The organism is Halomonas sediminis, from assembly GCF_044871105.1.
Lineage (GTDB): Bacteria > Pseudomonadota > Gammaproteobacteria > Pseudomonadales > Halomonadaceae > Vreelandella > Vreelandella zhuhanensis.
Genome location: NZ_CP085246.1, coordinates 2895187 through 2914141 on the forward strand (window position 1 = coordinate 2895187; position 18955 = coordinate 2914141).

An 18955-nucleotide genomic window follows, 5' to 3' on the forward strand; every position below is an offset into this window, starting at 1 on the left:
TTCAGGCAGTAGCGGTAGTCGCCGTTTTGTCACGACGCCGGCGCTGCATCAGTACAATCAGCCCGAAGACCAGGAAGGCAGGAATCCACATCAACTCCTTGGTCCAGCGGTCGACGGGGGCCAGCACCTCGATGATTTCCTGGTCGAAGTCAAAACCGAGATCCGACGCCTGGCTGCCGTAGGCGACCATATCGACGATCACTCTGTTGTCTTCGATCAAAAGCTCCATCCCCAGGTTATCGAGTCTCTCCTGACCAGTATCACCCTCAGGCACCGGCAGGGTCATGTAGGTGGTCATGGGATCGCCATACGCATCGAGGCCCGCAATCTGCAGGCGCAGGGTGGAGTCTTCATCGACATTGCCCAGAGCCTCAACAAATTGCGTGGGTGGCACGGATTCGTAGGGATCATGGATCATGTCCATCCAGAACCCAGGCCGGAACAGCGTGAACGCAATCAGTAGCAGCACAATGGACTCATACCAGCGGTTACGGGTGATCATGAAGCCCTGTGTCGCCGCGGCGAAGATCAGCATGGCGATGGTCGACACCACGAAGATCAATATCCCCTGCAAAAAAGTCACGTCGATAAGCAGCAGGTCGGTATTGAATATGAACAGAAACGGCAGCGCCGCAGTACGCAGGCTGTAGTAGAAGGCCTGAAAGCCGGTCCGGATGGGGTCGCCACCCGATACCGCCGCTGCCGCGAAGGACGCCAGCCCCACCGGTGGCGTGACATCAGCCATGATGCCAAAATAGAACACGAACAGATGCACCGCAATCAACGGTACCAGCAGGCCGTTCTGCGCCCCCAGCTGCACGACGACCGGCGCCAGAAGCGCCGATACCACGATGTAGTTGGCCGTCGTGGGCAGCCCCATGCCGAGAATCAGGCTGAGCACCGCCGTAAGCAGCAGGATCAGCATCAGGTTGCCCATGGCGAGGGTTTCCACTACCTCGGCCAGCACCAGGCCGACACCGGTCTGCGATACGGCCCCGACGATGATGCCGGCGGTGGCCGTGGCGATGCCGATACCGATCATGTTGCGGGCACCGGTGACCAGGCCGTCCCACAGATCCATGGCGCCTTCACGCAGGTCCGCGCTCATATCGCTGCGACCCCGGAATATCGAGGTAATGGGGCGCTGAGTCACCATGATGAAGATCATGAACATGGTGGCCCAGAAGGCGGACAACCCCGGCGACAAGCGCTCCACCATCAGACACCAGACCAGCACGATGACCGGCAGAATGTACTGCAGGCCGACCAGCACCGTGGGCTTGGTCTGCGGTAGCGAATAGATCGGTTGATTGGGATCATCGAGCTCGAGTTCGGGGTAACCGGCGGCCAGCTTGAGCAGCGCGATATAGACCCCTGTCAGCCCAACTGCGATTACCCAGGGCGTGGCGTCTCCCAGCACGGGCTTGAGCCAGCCAAGGCCGTAATAGACCGCAAGAGCGGTGATCATCATCAGCAACAGACCACCGAGAAAGCCGATCACCTTGCTCACCAGCGGCTTGGGCGGGTTGCTGCTCTGAAGCCCCTGCATGTTGGCCTTCATGGCCTCCAGATGAACGATATAGACCAGCGCGATATAGGAGATCAGTGCGGGCAGGAAGGCATGCTTAATCACCTCGACATAAGAGATACCCACATACTCGACCATCAGGAAGGCGGCAGCGCCCATGACCGGCGGCATGATCTGACCGTTGACCGAGGACGCCACCTCGACGGCCCCGGCCTTTTCGGCGGAAAAACCGACTCGCTTCATCATCGGCACGGTAAAGGTACCGGTGGTCACGACGTTGGCAATCGAGGAGCCGGAAATCAGCCCGGTCATTGCCGAGGCCACCACGGCGGCCTTGGCCGGCCCGCCCCGGTAGTGACCGAGCAGCGAGAATGCCACCTTGATGAAATAGTTGCCGGCCCCGGCCTTGTCGAGCAAGGCACCGAACAACACGAACAGGAACACGAAACTGGTCGAGACCCCCAACGCGATGCCGAAGACCCCCTGGGTCGTCAACCACTGGTGATTGATCAGCCCGAAGAGGCTGACCCCGCCATGCGAGAGAATACCGGGCATCCAGGGGCCGGCCAGGCTATAGAGAAGAAAGACCGACGCCACGATCATCAGTGGCGGACCAAGGGCTCGGCGGGTTGCCTCGAGCAGCAACAAGATTCCCGCCACCCCGACGATCACGTCCTGCAGTATCGGTGCCCCGGGGCGCTGGGATAGCTGCTCGTAGAACATGAACATGTAGGCGCCGCAGAAGGCCGCCGCCGCGGCTAGGATCCAATCCTGGATAGGAATACGGTCACGTGGCGAGCGCTTGAGTGCCGGATAGGCCATGTAGGCCAGAAAAAGCGCAAAGGCCAGGTGAATGGAGCGAGATTCAGTGGCGCTGAACACCCCGAAACCCAGAATAAAGGGTACCGGAGAAGCGATCCATAACTGGAAGAGGGACCACGCTGCCGCAATGCTCACCAAGAGCTTCCCAGGCATGCCGGCCGGCTTGCGGGCCCCCGTGTCGCTGGAAGCGACCATGTCCTCCAAGTCCACTCCGCTCCCCGAAGCCCTGCTGTTATCGTCAGTCATATGCCTGCCCTGCTCCGAGTCGATTGACGCCTGATGGCCATATCGAAATGTCTATCAACATCCTAAACCAGAATGCGCGGCACCCTGAGGTAACCGCGCATTCCTTACCAAGGTAGCAACACCTCGGACTGTAGGATTACTCGATCCAGCCTTGTTCACGATAGTAACGCGCCGCCCCATCATGCAGCGGTGCGGAAAGCCCTTGAGTCACCATCTCTTCCTGATTCAGGTTCTCAAAGGCCGGGTGCAGACGCTTGAAGCGATCGAAATTGTCGAATACCGCCTTGACGGTCTGGTAGATGATCTCGTCATTGGCCTCGGCGGTGGTTACGAAGGTCGCCGCCACCCCGAAGGTCTCGACATCTTCGTCATTGCCGCGATATAGGCCACCCGGAATTACCGACGTGGAGTAGTAAGGATACTCCTCGACGATGTCCTGAATATCCTCGTCGTTCAGCGGGATCAGACGAGCATCGACAGTGGTGGTGGCTTCCTGAATGGAACCATTGGGGTGGCCCACGACATAGACCATGGCATCGATGTTATTGTCAGCAAGGGCGGCAGCCTGCTCGGCGGCATCGAGCTGAGACGCCAGAGAGAAGGTATCCTCGGTCCAGCCCTTGGCGTCCATCACCACTTCGAAGGTGTTGCGCTGACCGGAACCCGGGTTACCAATGTTGACGCGCTTGCCTTCCAGGTCGTCGAGTTCTTCGATGCCCGAATCGGCACGCGCCAGCAGGGTCAATGGCTCACCGTGGACGCGGAACACGGCCCGCAGCTCCTCGTAGGCATCGCCTTCGAAGTTGCCAGTGCCGTGGTAGGCCTGGTACTGGACATCGGACTGGGCGACACCCATGTCCAGTTCACCGGACTTGATGCCATTGATGTTGGCAACCGAACCGCCGGTCGAGGGCGCATTACACTTGATGTTGGAATCTTCCAGACGATTCACCAAGCGACAGATCGACTGGCCGACCACGTAATACACACCGGTTTGGCCACCGGTGCCGATGGTGATGAATTGCTCATCATCCTGAGCCACCGCCGGGGAGGCAAAGGAGGCTGCAGCAATCAAAGCGCCGGAAAAAGCGGCGGTGGAGAAGACATGGCGTTTCATGAATACACCTCTTGATATTGTCAGCAAAATATTTTGCATTTTTCAGTACCGACCCGGTATATGCCGGTTATTTAACGTAATTTTCTACTTAAGCAATTTACCACAGCAAGATTCCAATTCAATGAAGAAATGCTCCTTGGTGTAGCCATTTTCTTTGGGCTGAGCTTTTTACTCATTCTGAAGTCTAGTCATAAGCTACGTTTAGAGAACGTTAATTTTTACCTTGCATCATGCTATCTTCTCGTCATTATTTCACGACGCTTTCATGATCAACGCCTGCTTAGCTTCAATGCTTGCGAATCAGCTTGACCGTCACTCTCTGAAAACGGGGTGCGCCTACCCATATAAGAGAAAAAGCCACTGGCCAGGCAATATAGAACGCATGCCACCAACGCCCGAGAAAACCATCGCCAAGGCCGGTGTTGATCCAAGTGATCAGACACGTCATCAGCGATACCATATAGAACGACATCAGCACGGCAAAAACCAGCGGGGCAAAACGTGGAGCAAAAAGCATCCGACTCTCCTGAAACAGGAAAATGAATTAACGTTATAACAATATCGTCATTCAGTATATTACCTCAGCTTGTTAAGCACACTCAAAAGCAACCAGACTGCCATTGACCTAGTATTTTTTGACAACTAACCAGAATCGAACATCCTTCCACAGGAGTGCGATCATGAACACACCAGCGGAACGTATCGAATGCCGACAAGGGGATATTGCCAACCAGTCGGATATGGACGCAGTCGTCAATGCCGCTAACGCCCAACTTAAAAGTGGTGGAGGCGTGGCGGGAGCATTACACCGTGCCGCTGGGCCAGGCCTTGCACAGGAATGTCACTCAATGGCCCCGATCAAGCCTGGACAGGCGGTACTCAGCAGTGCCCACGACCTGCCCAACGACTACGTTATTCATTGCCTGGGGCCGGTGTATGGGCGCGACGAACCTTCCGACAAGTTGCTTGCCGATTGTTATCGCAATGCCCTACACCTTGCGGAAAAGCATGCTATTGCGTCTCTCGCGTTTCCTGCGATTTCAGCTGGAGCCTTCGGTTATCCACCCGCCGAAGCGGCTCGTATTGCGCTGAGCACCGTCATCAAGACGTTACCCGAGTGCCCGCATATCAAGTGCGTGCGATTCGTGCTGTTCGATGCTAAAAGCGCCCAATTACACCATGAAATCCTGGCTCAATTACACTCCAATACCAGTCATAGTGAGTGAACCGCAGCAAGCCGGTGACCGCCTGGCTCATGCCTTCGGCCAGGCGCCTCAAACGTTGTAGCCCAGCACTGTGGGCAACCACAAAGCAATGCCGGGGAAGACCGCCACCAACGTCAGGGCGCAGGCCATGGCTACCACGAACAGCAGCGCCCAACCCATGGTATGTTCCAGGCGTATTCGCGCCACTTCCGTGGTCACCATCAGGTTCACCGCCACCGGCGGAGTAAACTGACCGATGGCGATATTCATCGCCATCAGAATACCGAACCACACCGGATTCCACTCGAAATGCTGCATCACCGGAATCAGGATCGGCATCATGATCAGGTAGATGGAGATCGCATCCAGTAGCATCCCCGCCACCAACACCGCCAGCATCACCAGGATCAACAACAGCACGCCGTTATCGGTCAAACCGATGATCCATTCGGCCAAATGGCGAAAGGTACCCAGCATGGTGCCGGCCCAGGCGAAAATACCCGCCAAGGCGATGATCAGCATCACCACACCGGAAATTACCGCTGCTTCGCCGAACAATTCCCACAGATCACGCAAGTTGATTTCCCGGGTCAGGAACAGGCCGACCAAGGCGCCATAGGCGACTGCCACGACCGCCGCTTCAGTGGGAGTAAACAACCCCGAACGTAACCCGCCCAGAATCAGCACCGGGGCAAATAGCGCAGGCAATGCCTGCCTGAAACTCTCGCCCACGCTCAGACGCTCCTCCCCTTCTCCCAGGTTTACGCCTGCCTGACCACCCCCTTCCCAACCGTAGCGTTTCGAAACGATTAGTGCCGGTACCAACAGTGCCATCCCCGCCAGCAGGCCGGGGAAAAGCCCAGCGGCAAACAGCGCTCGCAAATCGACTCCCGGCACCACAATCGAATACAGGATCAGGGCTACCGAGGGCGGAATAAGAATCGCGGTAGAAGCTGAGGCAGCAATCAAGGTGGCCGAAAACGGTTTGGGATAACCCGCCTTGGTCATGCTCGGCAACATCACCATGGCCACCGCCGCTGCATCGGCCGGGCCTGAGCCGCTCATCCCGCCCATGATCATGCACACCAGCACCGCCACCAGCGCCAAGCCACCGTGACGCGGCCCGATCAACGCCTGAGCGAAGCGCACCAGACGCAACGCCACCCCCGAGCGCTCGAAAATCAGTCCGGTGAGAATGAACAATGGAATCGCGATCAAGGGATACTTGGCAATGCTGTTGTAGGTATTGGTGCCCAGAGTCGCCAGCATGGTCGGCGAGAGCCCCACCACAATGCCCACGGCACCCGACAGACCTAGGGAAAACGCCACCGGCACCCCGGCGATCAACAGGCCGACAAAGGCCAGCAGCATCCAGATATCAGGGCTCATCGTCGAGACTCCCGTTCAACCGGGCGCGCGTTTGCTGAACCAGACGCACCAGCATGGCAGCCGATAATAGCGGCAGCCATACGATGTACCACCATTGTGGCAATCCCAGCCCCGCCGACAGGGATTCCCAGTGATATTCCTGCCAGGCCAGCTTGACACCGAACCAGGTCACCAGCCCTAATACAGTTCCCATACACAGCGCCTGGAAAACGATCAAGCCATGGCGCGGCCCTTCCGGAAGCGCCCGCTCGAGAAAACTGATACGAATATGCCGATTGCGCCGCAATGCCACCGACGCCCCGGCAAAGGTCAGCACCACCAGCAGAAACACTGAAAACTCTTCGGTGAACGAGAACGAGCCCCCGGTGATATAGCGCGTTACCACATTGCCCAGGCTGATCACGGCGATAATGATCAACGCCAGCGATCCCAGCCAGCGCTCCACCGGCGCATCGGGAAGTTGTTTCATGAGTCCCTCATGTTTTTTCACTCCGCCCCTCTTCATAACCTACGCAAGAAAACCGGCCCTAAAGGGCCGGTTAAACGCTAGCAGGCAAGAATTTTGGTTAGCGTGCGTCAATCGCAGAACGTGTCGCTTCAACCAGGTCTTCGCCGATACGCGGCACCCATTTTTCATACACTGACTGAGTGGCTTCGACAAAGGCTTGATGTTGCTCATCCGTCAGTTCGGTGACGGTGACGCCACGCTCCTGAATACTCGCCAGACGCTCGCCCTCCTGCTCACGGGTCATGGCGATTTCCCATTTGCCGGCTTCGATGGCGGTTTCGCGCATCAGCTCACGGTCGGCCTCATCCAAGGACTGCCATACATTCTGATTGACGGCGAAAATTAGGGGATCATTCATGTAGTTCCATAACGTCAGATATTTCTGACCCACCTGGTCGATACGCGCCACATCGAACACCGACAAGGGGTTTTCCTGACCGTCCACTGCGCCTGTGGTCAAGGCGGGTTTGGCATCGGCCCAACTCATCTGAGTGGGGTCGGCATCCAGCGCACTGAACGTATCCTGAAACAGAGGTGAGCCCACTACCCGAATCTTGAGTCCCTCAAGGTCCTCGGGCGCGCTGACAGGCCCTTGCGAATTGGATAACTGACGAAAACCGTTTTCACCCCAAGCCAGAGGAATAACACCGCGTGACTCGATAGCCTCGAACACCCTTTCACCCGCCTCACCGCCGGTCACCGCATCCACAGCGGCTTCATCCGGCATCAGGAACGGCAGCGAAAACAAGTTGAGTTCCGGCACTTGCGGCGACCAGTTGATGGTCGAGCCCACCGCGGCATCAATCAGGCCGGATCGCATGGCGGAAAACTCGCGGGTCTGATCGCCCGATACCAGCTGGGAGTTAGGATAAACGCGCAGGGTCAAGCGTCCCTCGCTACGCTCTTCCATCAACTCTGCCCATTTTTCTGCTGCCTGGCCCCAAGGGAAGGCATCGGGCAGGACAGTGGAAACGGAAAGCTCCCGCGCCTGGACGGAAAGCGACGCGGTCAAGACGGCGGTACCGGCGAGCAGCACGGCGGCACGGGTTAAATGCGGCAATGTCATGATGGTTCCTTGCGCAGAGCCTGGAAAGGCGGTTGTTATTGGGGTTTTTTACGTTTAGTCAAGCTATCTGATTGTACTCAGCCAAGCGTTGAAACCGAATGCTTGAGCCGCTTTTTTCAGCAGGCGCCTTCTCGCCCCGGCCAACTGACGCAGTCGCCAACCTTGATAGCATGCTCGGCGAAAAATCCTGCGTTTACCTCGAGCGCAGAGCGGTAGCTTGCTCCTGCCGGATAAGAGGCGCAATCAGCCGCCGACTCAGATTCACAAGGTGACATACGATTGATGGCGACAATCCGGCCTTGCTCATCCAGATAAGCGATATCCAGCGGAATGCGCGTGCGGTACATCCAGAAAGCGTTTTCCGGAGGCTGATCCTCCGCGTAGCGAAACAGCATGCCCGAGCGAGGCGCAAGGCTGTCACGCTCCATCAAGCCCTGGCGTCGCTGTGCTGGGGTTCGAGCCACTTCCACCTCCAGGCGCTGTGGCCCTTGGTCGCTATGGATCACCAGGCGTGTCACCGCTGGCAGGGAAGACTCTTCGGCCTGCAACCAGGAAAAGGGCGCCAGGCTGAAAAACGGCAGGGCAAGCGCCCCTTTAAGCAAAGCACGACGTGTCGGGTTCATTTCGGGATCGCCTCGCCGTGGACATCGTCCACCTGCATGACCTTCATGGTATTGGTGCCACCGTGAGCATTCATGTGATCGCCCCGCGTCAGAATGACATAGTCGTCCTTTTCAGCCAGTCCGTGACTCACCAACAAGGCCAAGGCGCGGTGATTGAGTTCGGTCGGGCTCATCCCGGAAGTATCGAACGGCAGCGACACCACACCGCGATACAGTGCCATGCGTCGCTGGGCAATGGGGTTGTGCGCCAGACCCACGATCGGCAGACCCGAGCGTATACGCGAGGCGATCAGGGGGGTATAGCCCGACGCCGTCATGCAGGCAATGGCAGCCACGCCGGTCATATGATTGGCCGCGTACATGGCGGAAAGTGCAATCGTTTCATCCGCCCGCGTGAAGCCTTCGTGAATACGATGACCCGATTCCTGGGCGCTCCTTTCGCGCTCGGCACCCAGGCAGATACGCGCCATGGCTTCGACTGTTTCCACCGGATAATCGCCGGCGGCCGTTTCGGCGGACAGCATCACGGCGTCACTACTGTCGAGCACGGCGTTGGCCACATCGAATACTTCAGCCCGCGTCGGCAGCGGAGAGTCGATCATCGACTCCATCATCTGAGTGGCGGTAATCACCGCGCAGTTGAGGGTGCGGGCGCGCTTGATCAGGCGTTTTTGTATCCCCACCAGCTTGGCATCACCAATTTCCACACCCAAATCGCCACGTGCCACCATGACCGCTTCCGATGCTTCGATAATCGCATCCAAGGTCGCGTCATCGGCCACTGCTTCGGCGCGTTCGATCTTGGCCACCAGACCGATATCGGCACCAGCCTCACCCAGCATGCGGCGAGCGGCATGCATGTCGTCGGCGGAACGCGGAAAGGAAATCGCCAGATAATCCACGCCGATGGCGACGGCAGTCTCGAGGTCCTGCTTATCCTTTTCGGTCAACGCCGGGGCGGAAAGCCCACCGCCTTGTTTATTGATCCCTTTGTGGTTGGAAAGCTTGCCGCCCACCACCACCGTCGTGTAAATTTCCTTTCCTTGAACGTGAGCGACTTCCAGCACCACGCGGCCATCGTCGAGCAACAGGCGATCACCTGTTACCACGTCATCCACCAGAGCGGTGTAATCGCACCCCACCCGCTGGTGGTCACCGGCATCACGATCCAGCCCCATGTCCAGAATGAACGTCTGGCCTTCATGCAAAGCGATAACGCCTTCCTTGAATCGGGCGATGCGAATCTTGGGGCCTTGTAAATCACCCAAGGCCGCGACGCTGCGACCCAGCCGGGCGGCAATTTCACGGACCTGTTCCAGGCGCCGTTTGTGATCTTCGGCACTGCCATGCGAGAAATTCAGCCTGACCACATCCACACCCGCCGCCAACATGGCTTCCAGCACACCGTCACGGTCGCTGGCAGGCCCCAGGGTGGCAACAATCTTGGTACGGCGAAGGGGAATATGCGGTAGGGGTTTCATAAGGTTCCTCGATAAACCGGCACGGCAAGATCGTAAATGCTTGCCTTTATTTCAGGCACCACCTCGATCATTGACGCCCTATAGATGAGCATCGAGGTAGCTAAGAGCCTCCAAGTATACTCGCCATTGAATGGCAGAGGTACGAGAGAGGTACGAGCGCCCCCACTCAAAATCGAGCTCGCCCTTCCATGGGTTAATAGCCTCCCTCGGCCACTCAGTACCGAAAGCGCATAAAAAAACGCCACCTTATAAGATGACGTTTTTGCACTCCGGCCTAGCAGCGCGGATCAAACCTTGCAAGCTAACCCTGACAATTACTGAGTTGCCACGACATTATTGGCTTTCTTGCTATTTTCTTCGGTCATTTCCTGGCTTTGTTGAGCGAAATCCTGGCTCATGGAAATGACTTTTTCCGCGTCACCTTTCATCCGTTCGGTAAGGTTGGCGGCGATTTTTTGCTGGCTTTCCATGGCTTTTTTAATGCTGTCGGTGTCTTTGACGTCCAGCCAGGTGCGCGCTTGCTCCATGGACATGTCGGTGTAGGCCCGCATTGCATCAATCTGGGCGTTGAGTAATTGATCATAATAGTTCAAGGCGGCGACGGCGTAGGAACGCATTGGAGAAATCATTGCAGATTCAAACTGTTGGCTGGCTTTTTCGGCTGTGTTTTTCATTGCTTCATCTCCTCAAGTGATAACGCCTCGGGGGCGACCATCCCCGTTAAGGGGAGACTTATTGCCCTGGCTGGGTAAAAAAGTAGCAGGGAGTTTTGTGCAGCGCAACATAGTTTTTGTCTTCATTTCATCCGCTTTTCATGTTTCCCCTTTTTAGGGCTTTTTAATCATATACTTCCGTGCTTCTCGTTCATCGGCTATCGAGGGCTTAATCCAGGTCTCGAATCGTGAAAGCCTTGGCCCCCACGCCATCGTGCACCATCAACATGCGCTTGAACCATTCATCCACCGGGTCTCCAGCACTCACCCAGGCGGCACGTGAGACGCTATAGGCCCACATGCAGCTGCCGAACATCAGGTAGTCCGCGCCAGCCGGTGCATCGCCATCGATGAAATCAGTGCCCCGTAACTGATCCCGTAAGGGTGCGAGTAGCGCTTTGAGCTGCGCGCGTCCTTGTTCGGGCTGGTGAAATTCTTCCAGGCGGCAGCCGAAACGTGCTTCGCGTGTAGTACGGAAATAATCTCGGTCATCCGGGTGAATGGCAGCCAATAAGTCCATGACCACAATTCGAAACAAGGCAGGCGTGACGCTGCGTTCCACGAAATGCTTGAAGAAAAGTACCCGGGATTGAGCTAAACCTTCTCCCAATACGGGTGATTCAGGGTAGGCCTGATCCAGGTAACGCATGATCTCGAAGCTGTCAGTCACCACCTTTTCGTCATCGCACAGCACCGGCACCTTGTCATGATCGGCAAAGGCCAATGCCTGCTTGTCACTGAAACGCCATTGGCGGGTTTCAAAACTCAGCCCCTTGTGCGCCAGCGCCATACGCACGCGCCAGCAATAAGGGGAAAAACGTAGCCGCTCATCACGACCGCAAAGATCATAGAGTATTCGTGTCATCATAATGCCTTGTTATCAAGGGATGGAATTACCTTTCATTTGTCGCACAAAGGTCTGGATGGCATCAATATCCCTGTTTGTCTTTCACTGAACTTCTTTGCATAGGCAAGCACACAAACAGAGCCCGAGAAAGGAGTGGGCAAAAAAAATAGGGTGGGCAAAACAGTGGTCAAGGCCTGTCTATTAGTCTAATGAAATTATCATGACTCAATGCCGATAAACCCAAGCAAACATCATAAAAATCATAATATTAAAAAAACCTCTCCTGATACCCAATAGCTTCGGACACTCAAAATATTGGTCATACCAATTCTCCAATAGTAGTCAAGCTGATAAGCGATACGTATCTTTCAGCCTGGCTTGGCTGCTGTATTTACGGCGCCGAGGTTATCGCGGAGCCTACCGATAAATAACAAGGGGCAGTTTTTTCCATGAATGAAACAACGCTTGCACTGATTGCTTTTGTACCTTTGGTACTGGCTGGGGTGCTGTTGATTGGACTACGCATGCCGGCCAAGAACGCCATGCCGATCGTCTTCGTGGTCACAGCACTGATCGGCCTATTGGCCTGGGAAATGACTTTCACACGCGTGCTGGCCTCCACCCTTCAAGGGTTGCTTCTGACGGTGGCGATACTGTGGATCATTTTCGGGGCTATTCTGTTGCTCAACACCCTGAAGCATTCCGGCGGCATCACGGCAATTCGCAAAGGTTTTTCCGGCATCAGCCCGGACCGTCGCGTCCAGGCGATCATTGTTGCCTGGATGTTCGGCTGTTTCATTGAAGGGGCTTCCGGCTTCGGGACGCCGGCGGCGGTAGCAGCGCCGCTGCTGGTCGCCTTGGGGTTTCCCGCCCTGGCGGCAGTCGTGGTGGGCATGATGATCCAGTCGACACCGGTTTCCTTCGGCGCCGTAGGTACGCCTATCGTGGTGGGGGTGAGCGGTGGCATCAACCGGGAAGGCATTACCCAGCAGCTCGCCGAGGGTGGCTATACCTGGCTTGAGTATTTCCGATTGATTGTTTCTGAAGTCGCGGTGATCCACGGCATCGTGGGTGTGCTGATGCCACTGATCATGGTGGTCATCATGGTGCGCTTTTTCGGTGCTAACCGTTCGTGGAAAGAAGGACTCTCCATCGCCCCCTTCGCGATCTTCGCCGGTGTGGCCTTCGTGGTGCCCTACATGCTCGCAGGCGTATTTCTCGGACCGGAATTCCCGTCGATGATCGGCGCCATGGTGGGCCTGGCAATCGTCGTGCCCGCGGCTCGTCGCGGCTTCTTGATTCCCAAGGACACCTGGGACTTCCCAGATCGTAAGTCCTGGCCTGACGAGTGGATCGGCAAGTTGGAAATCAAGATGGACGACATCGCCGGCAAGGCACCGATCTCCACCTTCATGGGCTGGGTACCCTACGTACTACTGGCTGTTTTTCTGGTCGCTTCACGCGTCATTGAACCGCTCAGGGACGCCTTGACGTCGTTCGCCTTCGGCTGGAGCAATATCTTGGGAGAGGCAGGCGTCTCGGGCAGCATTCAACCCTTCTACCTGCCTGGCGGCATCTTGCTGATCGTGGTTTTGATCACTGCGTTGCTGCATCGCATGAAATTGGGCGAACTGAAAAATGCCTTCAGCGATTCATCCAAGACCATTCTGGGCGCCGGTTTCGTACTGATCTTCACCATTCCCATGGTGCGTATCCTGATCAATTCCGGCATCAACGCGGCGGACCTGGTTTCCATGCCGGTCGCTATGGCGCGGTTTGTCGCCAACAGTGTGGGAGATGTCTACCCATTCTTCGCGCCGACCGTGGGGGCTCTGGGAGCTTTCATTGCCGGCTCCAACACCGTGTCCAACCTGATGCTCTCGGAATTCCAATTCAACATCGCCCAGCAGTTGGGGGTTTCCACGGCCATGATGGTGGCACTCCAGGCCGTCGGTGCAGCCGCGGGCAACATGATCGCCATCCACAATGTGGTGGCGGCATCGGCGACGGTCGGCTTGTTGGGGCGTGAAGGTACAACGATCCGCAAGACCATCCTGCCAACGCTTTATTACCTCATCGCCAGTGGTATTCTCGCCATGATCGTGTTGTATGGAGTGGGTATCAGCGATCCACTTATGCGCGCATCTGGCACCTAACCAAGCCCATCGCCGGGATAGCATTATCCCGGTGATTTCATGCAAAAGGTTTCCTCCTGCAATTCTTAAAATAAATTATGGAAACCTTTTCCATGAAACAATACCCTACAGGGTGGAGGCGTTCATTTCGTCTCGCCCTCTCTGGTTTCAGGAGTTGCCATGAATATTCACTTCGACGAGCGCCTGGATGGTGAACTGACTGTCATCGACAAGGCCGAGGTACTGGCCGACCTTCAGCACGCCTCCCCTGACTTGACCTTGCTGCATCGCGAAGAAGACCTGCATCCCTTCGAGTGCGACGGCCTTGCGGCCTATCGCGTACTCCCCATGCTAGTGGCGATGCCGGAAACCTTTGAGCAGGTACAAACGCTACTCAAGCGCTGTCACCACCTGGGCGTGCCTGTGGTGACCCGCGGTGCCGGCACCGGCCTTTCCGGCGGCGCCCTGCCCCTGGAAAAAGGCGTGCTGCTAGTGATGTCGCGCTTCAGCAAGATTCTGAGTGTCGACCCGGATGCCCGCCTGGCCCGTGTGCAACCGGGGGTACGCAACCTGGCCATTTCCGAGGCGGCCGCACCTTACGGGCTATATTATGCACCCGACCCCTCCTCCCAGATCGCTTGCTCGATTGGCGGCAATGTGGCGGAAAATGCCGGTGGCGTGCATTGCTTGAAGTACGGCCTCACGGTGCACAACGTCATGCGCTTGGACATACTCACCATCGAAGGCGAACCCATGACACTGGGCTCGGAAGCCCTGGATGCACCCGGCCTCGACCTGCTGGCGCTGATGAACGGCTCCGAGGGTATGCTGGGTGTGGTCACCGAAATCACCGTCAAACTGCTGCCCAAGCCGGAAACTGCCAAGGTGCTGATGGCCAGTTTCGACGATGTTGAAAGGGCCGGTCGCGCGGTAGGCGATATCATTGCCGCCGGTATCATTCCCGGCGGTCTGGAAATGATGGATAACCTGGCCATTCGCGCCGCCGAAGACTTTATTCGGGCGGGCTATCCGGTGGACGCCGAGGCCATTCTGCTCTGCGAACTGGATGGTGTGGAAGCGGATGTCGATGATGACTGCGCCACGGTACGCCGCGTTCTCGAAGCTGCCGGCGCCACCGATATCCAGCAGGCCCGCGACGATGCCGAACGCGCCAAGTTCTGGGCCGGACGCAAGAACGCCTTTCCAGCCGTGGGACGCATGTCACCGGATTACTACTGTATGGATGGCACCATTCCTCGCCGTGAGCTACCCAGGGTACTCAAGGGCATTGCCGCACTGTCCGAAGAAAGCGGCCTGCGCGTGGCCAATGTCTTTCATGCCGGCGATGGCAACATGCACCCCTTGATCCTGTTCGATGCCAATCAGGAAGGCGAACTGGAACTCGCCGAAGATGTCGGGGGCAAGATACTCGAACTCTGCGTGGCTGCCGGTGGGTCCATTACCGGGGAACATGGCGTGGGGCGCGAAAAGATCAATCAGATGTGCAGCCAGTTCAAACCCGATGAGCTGACGATTTTTCATGCCTTGAAGGCAGCTTTCGATCCAAAGCGCCTGCTGAACCCCGGCAAGAACATTCCCACCCTGGCGCGCTGTGCCGAGTTCGGCGCCATGCACGTGCACAACAATGAATTGCCGCATCCGGAACTGCCCCGTTTCTGAATGGCCTGCAGGAGTGATTATGACCAATACCAACCAGCCGTTACCCCAGGCCCCGGACATGACCGAGCAGGACAATGCCGAGACCCTGTGCGAGCAAGTGCGTCAAGCCTATCGTGAACGCTCACCGCTGCGCATTGCCGGGGGTGATACACGCGCTTTCTATGGGCGCGCAGTGGAAGGCCGGGCCTTATCGACCTCAGAGCATCGCGGCATCGTGCATTACGACCCTGTCGAACTGGTGGTCTCCGTGCGCGCCGGCACACGCCTGAGCGACCTGGAAGCCGCCTTGGCGCACCATAACCAAATGCTGCCTTTCGAACCGCCTCGCTTCGGTGAAGCCAGTACCATCGGCGGCGCCGTGGCAACCGGCCTTTCCGGCCCCCGGCGCCCTTGGGCGGGCGCCGTGCGTGATTTTGTGCTCGGCACCCGCGTCATCACCCAGGAGGGCAAGCTGCTACGCTTTGGTGGTGAGGTGATGAAGAACGTCGCCGGCTACGACCTTTCACGTTTGATGGCAGGCGCCCAAGGCACATTGGGGGTCCTCAGTGAAATATCCTTCAAGGTATTGCCCCGGCCCAACGCGACTCACAGCCTGCGCCTGACAATGCCCATTGAAGAAGCCTTGGAAAAAATCGCCGAGCTGGGTCGAAAACCGCTACCGATCACCGCGGCCGCCTGGCATGACGGAGGCTTACATTTACGCCTGGAAGGGGGGCAAAGCTCGGTCAAGGCCACCCATGAACGCCTGGGTGGTGACTCCTTGGATGCCTCCTTCTGGCAAGAATTGCGTGATCATTCTCTGAGTTTTTTCCAAGGGACCGGCGATAAAGCCCTGTGGCGCCTGTCGCTACCTCCCAATAGCGGCACCTTGGCGCTACCCGGCGTTCAGGAAAACGAGGTGCTTTACGACTGGGCTGGCAGCCAGCGCTGGGTGAAAACCTCTGTTGATGCCGAGACGTTAAGGCGCCTGTGTCAGGAAGCCGGTGGTCATGCCACCTGTTACACCGCTCACCAGGACGGGGGCGCTAGCGAGCCGTTCACGCCGCTCAACCCGGTGGTGGCCAAGTATCATCGCAACCTGAAGCGCGAACTCGATACCTATGCCATCTTCAATCCCGGCCGTCTCTACGCGGAGTTTTGAACCATGCAGACGCAATTTACCGATGCCGACCGCCAGAAACCGCATATCCAGGAAGCCGATCGCATTCTGCGCACCTGTGTGCACTGCGGCTTCTGTAATGCTACCTGTCCCACCTACCAGTTGCTAGGCGATGAACGCGACGGCCCGCGCGGGCGCATTTATTTGATGAAGGAGTTGTTGGAAAGCGCCGAGGACGACGACCAGGTCACGGAAGAGACTCGCCTGCATCTGGATCGCTGTCTGACGTGTCGCAGCTGTGAAACCACCTGCCCTTCCGGGGTCGAGTATCACAAACTTCTGGATATCGGGCGCGCCGAAATCGATCGTCGCGTTCCCCGCCCGGCTGCGGACAGAATGCTGCGCTTTGGATTACGCAAAGCCTTGGTCGAACCCAAGCGTTTTCAGGCATTGCTCAAACTGGGCCAGACCTTCAAGCCAATGGTTCCCGGCGCCCTGCAGAACAAGATGCCCCCCAAACCCGCCGATGCAGGACAGCGCCCGGATACACAAACGCATAGCCGCCGTGTGCTGATGCTGGAAGGCTGCGTGCAACCCGGGCTTTCGCCCAACACCAACGCCGCCACGGCGCGCATGCTCGACCGCCTGGGCATCAGCGTCACGCCAGTCAATGAAGTCGGCTGCTGCGGTGCTATCGACTTTCACCTCAACGCACAAAAAGACGGCCGTCACCGCATGCGTGCCAATATCGACGCCTGGTGGCCGCATATCGAACAAGGGGCTGAAAGTATCGTTCAGACTGCCAGTGGCTGTGGTGCCTTCGTCAAGGAATATGGCTATATGCTCCGAGACGACCCCGCCTATGCCGAAAAGGCCCAACGCGTGAGCGAGCTGGCCAAGGATCTCGTGGAAGTATTGCGTGACGAGAATCTGGAAACGTTCGAGATAGGCGACACTCAGCGCCTAGCCTTTCATTGCCCTTGCACTTTGCAACATGCCCAGCAACTGAGTGGCGCCGTGGAAGGTGTACTCACACGCCTGGGGTTTGCGCTGACGCCAGTGGCGGATGCTCATCTGTGCTGTGGCTCAGCCGGCACCTACTCGGTCACCCAGCCGGAACTTGCCACCCAACTGCGCGACAACAAGCTCAATGCCTTGGAAGCAGGCGCCCCAGAGGTGATCGTGACCGCCAATATCGGCTGTCAGACACATCTTGCCGGCGCCAACCGTACGCCAGTACGCCACTGGATCGAAATAGTCGATGCCGCCCTTGTCTGACCCTCTAGTTTCAAGCTTGATGCCGGCATGATTCAGCTGCGAGTCGTGCCGGCATCGACTTTTCGGGCATTTGCTCACCACCCCTGATCTACAATCAATCATCAAAAGGAAACTCTCATGCAGACCAAATCTGTTTTGTCCCAAGTCGATGTCACCGCCATGCTGGACGCTGCCCAACAGGAAGCCGACAGCAACGGCTGGCCGGTGACTATTGCGGTCACTGATGACGGCGGCCACCTGCTGGGCTTGCGCCGTCTGGATAACGCCGCTCCCATGAGTGCTTACGTAGCCACCGAAAAGGCACGTAGTGCTTCTATCGGGCGCAAGGAAACCAAGATTTTCGAAGACATGATCAATGGCGGGCGAAATGCGTTTCTTTCAGCCCCATTGGAAGGAATGCTCGAAGGTGGCGTACCAGTCATCATTGATGGCCAGGTAATTGGTGCAGTGGGCATTTCCGGGGTAAAGCCGGATCAAGATGCCCAGGTAGCCAAGGCAGGCGTCAAGGCTGTCGGCGGCTAAACATGTTTACCGAAAAGCGCCCATGACGAAAGCCCCGGATCAGGTAACTGATCCGGGGCTTAGGGATTCGTAGATGCTAAATGGCGGACCGGACGAGACTCGAACTCGCGACCTCCGGCGTGACAGGCCGGCATTCTAACCAACTGAACTACCGGTCCGCGTGGTGGGTGATACCGGATTCGAACCAGTGACCCCCAGCATGTGAGGCTGGTGCTCTAACCAACTGAGCTAATCACCCACGCATAAGCATTCTAATAACGCTGTTCTTACTACTTTCTACTACAAATTCGGCACTTTCTTTCTACTACAAATTCGGCACTTTCATCATGGCGGACCGGACGAGACTCGAACTCGCGACCTCCGGCGTGACAGGCCGGCATTCTAACCAACTGAACTACCGGTCCGCATAATGAAAATTCACTCAGAAAAGCAAGACTAGGAGGATGATGCTGGCGGACCGGACGAGACTCGAACTCGCGACCTCCGGCGTGACAGGCCGGCATTCTAACCAACTGAACTACCGGTCCGCTATATGCATCAAAACTTTAGACTACGTTTTTCTTTGCTTTTGCAACGTGATCACATCACCTAGGTGATGGTGGGTGGTACTGGGTTCGAACCAGTGACCCCCAGCTTGTAAGGCTGGTGCTCTCCCAACTGAGCTAACCACCCGTCTGGTCACGTGGCGCTGCATTC

At 57.2% G+C, this 18955-nt stretch carries 16 protein-coding genes and 5 tRNA genes; 6 read left to right on the plus strand and 15 right to left on the minus strand.

The features are described 5' to 3' along the window. Position 1: 1 nt before the first annotated feature. The 3 genes from LG290_RS13665 to LG290_RS13675 all read right to left on the minus strand — a co-directional run bounded on the left by LG290_RS13665 (position 2) and on the right by LG290_RS13675 (position 4230). Positions 2-2596, minus strand: a complete 2595-nt coding sequence (locus LG290_RS13665) for a TRAP transporter permease (RefSeq protein ID WP_499835272.1) — start codon at positions 2594-2596, stop codon at positions 2-4. 136 nt (positions 2597-2732) lie between these two features. Beyond that, complete coding sequence (locus LG290_RS13670) at positions 2733-3713, minus strand: TAXI family TRAP transporter solute-binding subunit (protein ID WP_160419133.1); 981 nt, start codon at positions 3711-3713, stop codon at positions 2733-2735. A 286-nt stretch (positions 3714-3999) separates the two neighbouring features. Next, entirely contained in the window at positions 4000-4230 is a 231-nt protein-coding gene (locus LG290_RS13675) for a DUF2798 domain-containing protein (protein WP_499835273.1), read from the minus strand. Positions 4231-4393: 163 nt separating this feature from the next. Between LG290_RS13675 and LG290_RS13680 the strand changes: the two genes are divergently transcribed. Continuing rightward, on the plus strand, positions 4394-4939 hold the full coding sequence (locus LG290_RS13680) for a macro domain-containing protein (RefSeq protein ID WP_499835274.1): 546 nt from the start codon (positions 4394-4396) through the stop codon (positions 4937-4939). Between the two features lie 48 nt (positions 4940-4987). Here the strand turns inward: LG290_RS13680 and LG290_RS13685 are convergent, their stop codons facing one another. From LG290_RS13685 to LG290_RS13715, 7 genes are all read right to left on the minus strand, one after another. Further along, a complete protein-coding gene (locus LG290_RS13685) occupies positions 4988-6307 on the minus strand; it encodes a TRAP transporter large permease (protein WP_499835275.1) in 1320 nt (439 codons plus the stop codon). Further along, positions 6297-6776 (minus strand): TRAP transporter small permease, encoded by a 480-nt coding sequence (locus LG290_RS13690; protein WP_499835276.1) that lies wholly within the window; start codon positions 6774-6776, stop codon positions 6297-6299. The genes LG290_RS13685 and LG290_RS13690 overlap by 11 nt, the downstream gene beginning before the upstream one ends. A 97-nt stretch (positions 6777-6873) precedes the next feature. Further along, the gene (locus LG290_RS13695) at positions 6874-7881 is read right to left on the minus strand and encodes a DctP family TRAP transporter solute-binding subunit (RefSeq protein WP_499835277.1); all 1008 of its coding nucleotides are present in this window, start codon (positions 7879-7881) and stop codon (positions 6874-6876) included. 116 nt (positions 7882-7997) lie between these two features. Next, positions 7998-8504: a DUF192 domain-containing protein gene (locus LG290_RS13700; protein ID WP_499835278.1), complete on the minus strand. Its 507-nt coding sequence runs from the start codon at positions 8502-8504 to the stop codon at positions 7998-8000. Then, positions 8501-9985, minus strand: a complete 1485-nt coding sequence (gene pyk, locus LG290_RS13705) for a pyruvate kinase (protein WP_499835279.1) — start codon at positions 9983-9985, stop codon at positions 8501-8503. The genes LG290_RS13700 and pyk overlap by 4 nt, the downstream gene beginning before the upstream one ends. Positions 9986-10299: 314 nt before the next feature. Next, complete coding sequence (locus LG290_RS13710; RefSeq protein ID WP_499835280.1) at positions 10300-10659, minus strand: phasin family protein; 360 nt, start codon at positions 10657-10659, stop codon at positions 10300-10302. Between the two features lie 208 nt (positions 10660-10867). Beyond that, positions 10868-11563 (minus strand): glutathione S-transferase family protein, encoded by a 696-nt coding sequence (locus tag LG290_RS13715; protein WP_499837111.1) that lies wholly within the window; start codon positions 11561-11563, stop codon positions 10868-10870. Positions 11564-11994: 431 nt separating this feature from the next. Between LG290_RS13715 and LG290_RS13720 the strand changes: the two genes are divergently transcribed. The 5 genes from LG290_RS13720 to LG290_RS13740 all read left to right on the plus strand — a co-directional run bounded on the left by LG290_RS13720 (position 11995) and on the right by LG290_RS13740 (position 18259). Next, on the plus strand, positions 11995-13701 hold the full coding sequence (locus tag LG290_RS13720; RefSeq protein ID WP_499835281.1) for an L-lactate permease: 1707 nt from the start codon (positions 11995-11997) through the stop codon (positions 13699-13701). 159 nt (positions 13702-13860) lie between these two features. Beyond that, entirely contained in the window at positions 13861-15360 is a 1500-nt protein-coding gene (gene glcD, locus LG290_RS13725; protein ID WP_499835282.1) for a glycolate oxidase subunit GlcD, read from the plus strand. A gap of 19 nt (positions 15361-15379) precedes the next feature. Beyond that, complete coding sequence (gene glcE, locus LG290_RS13730) at positions 15380-16501, plus strand: glycolate oxidase subunit GlcE (RefSeq protein ID WP_499835283.1); 1122 nt, start codon at positions 15380-15382, stop codon at positions 16499-16501. 3 nt (positions 16502-16504) lie between these two features. Beyond that, positions 16505-17737, plus strand: a complete 1233-nt coding sequence (gene glcF / locus LG290_RS13735; protein ID WP_499835284.1) for a glycolate oxidase subunit GlcF — start codon at positions 16505-16507, stop codon at positions 17735-17737. Positions 17738-17854: 117 nt separating this feature from the next. Further along, on the plus strand, positions 17855-18259 hold the full coding sequence (locus tag LG290_RS13740) for a heme-binding protein (protein ID WP_499835285.1): 405 nt from the start codon (positions 17855-17857) through the stop codon (positions 18257-18259). Between the two features lie 81 nt (positions 18260-18340). Here the strand turns inward: LG290_RS13740 and LG290_RS13745 are convergent. The 5 genes from LG290_RS13745 to LG290_RS13765 form a co-directional block, all read right to left on the minus strand. Then, positions 18341-18417, minus strand: a tRNA-Asp gene (locus LG290_RS13745). A gap of 3 nt (positions 18418-18420) precedes the next feature. Then, a tRNA-Val gene (locus LG290_RS13750) sits at positions 18421-18497 on the minus strand. A gap of 89 nt (positions 18498-18586) precedes the next feature. After that, positions 18587-18663: transfer RNA gene (locus tag LG290_RS13755), tRNA-Asp, on the minus strand. A 46-nt stretch (positions 18664-18709) separates the two neighbouring features. Next, positions 18710-18786 (minus strand) — tRNA-Asp (locus tag LG290_RS13760). Positions 18787-18855: 69 nt separating this feature from the next. Continuing rightward, positions 18856-18931: transfer RNA gene (locus LG290_RS13765), tRNA-Val, on the minus strand. Between the last annotated feature and the right edge of the window lie 24 nt (positions 18932-18955).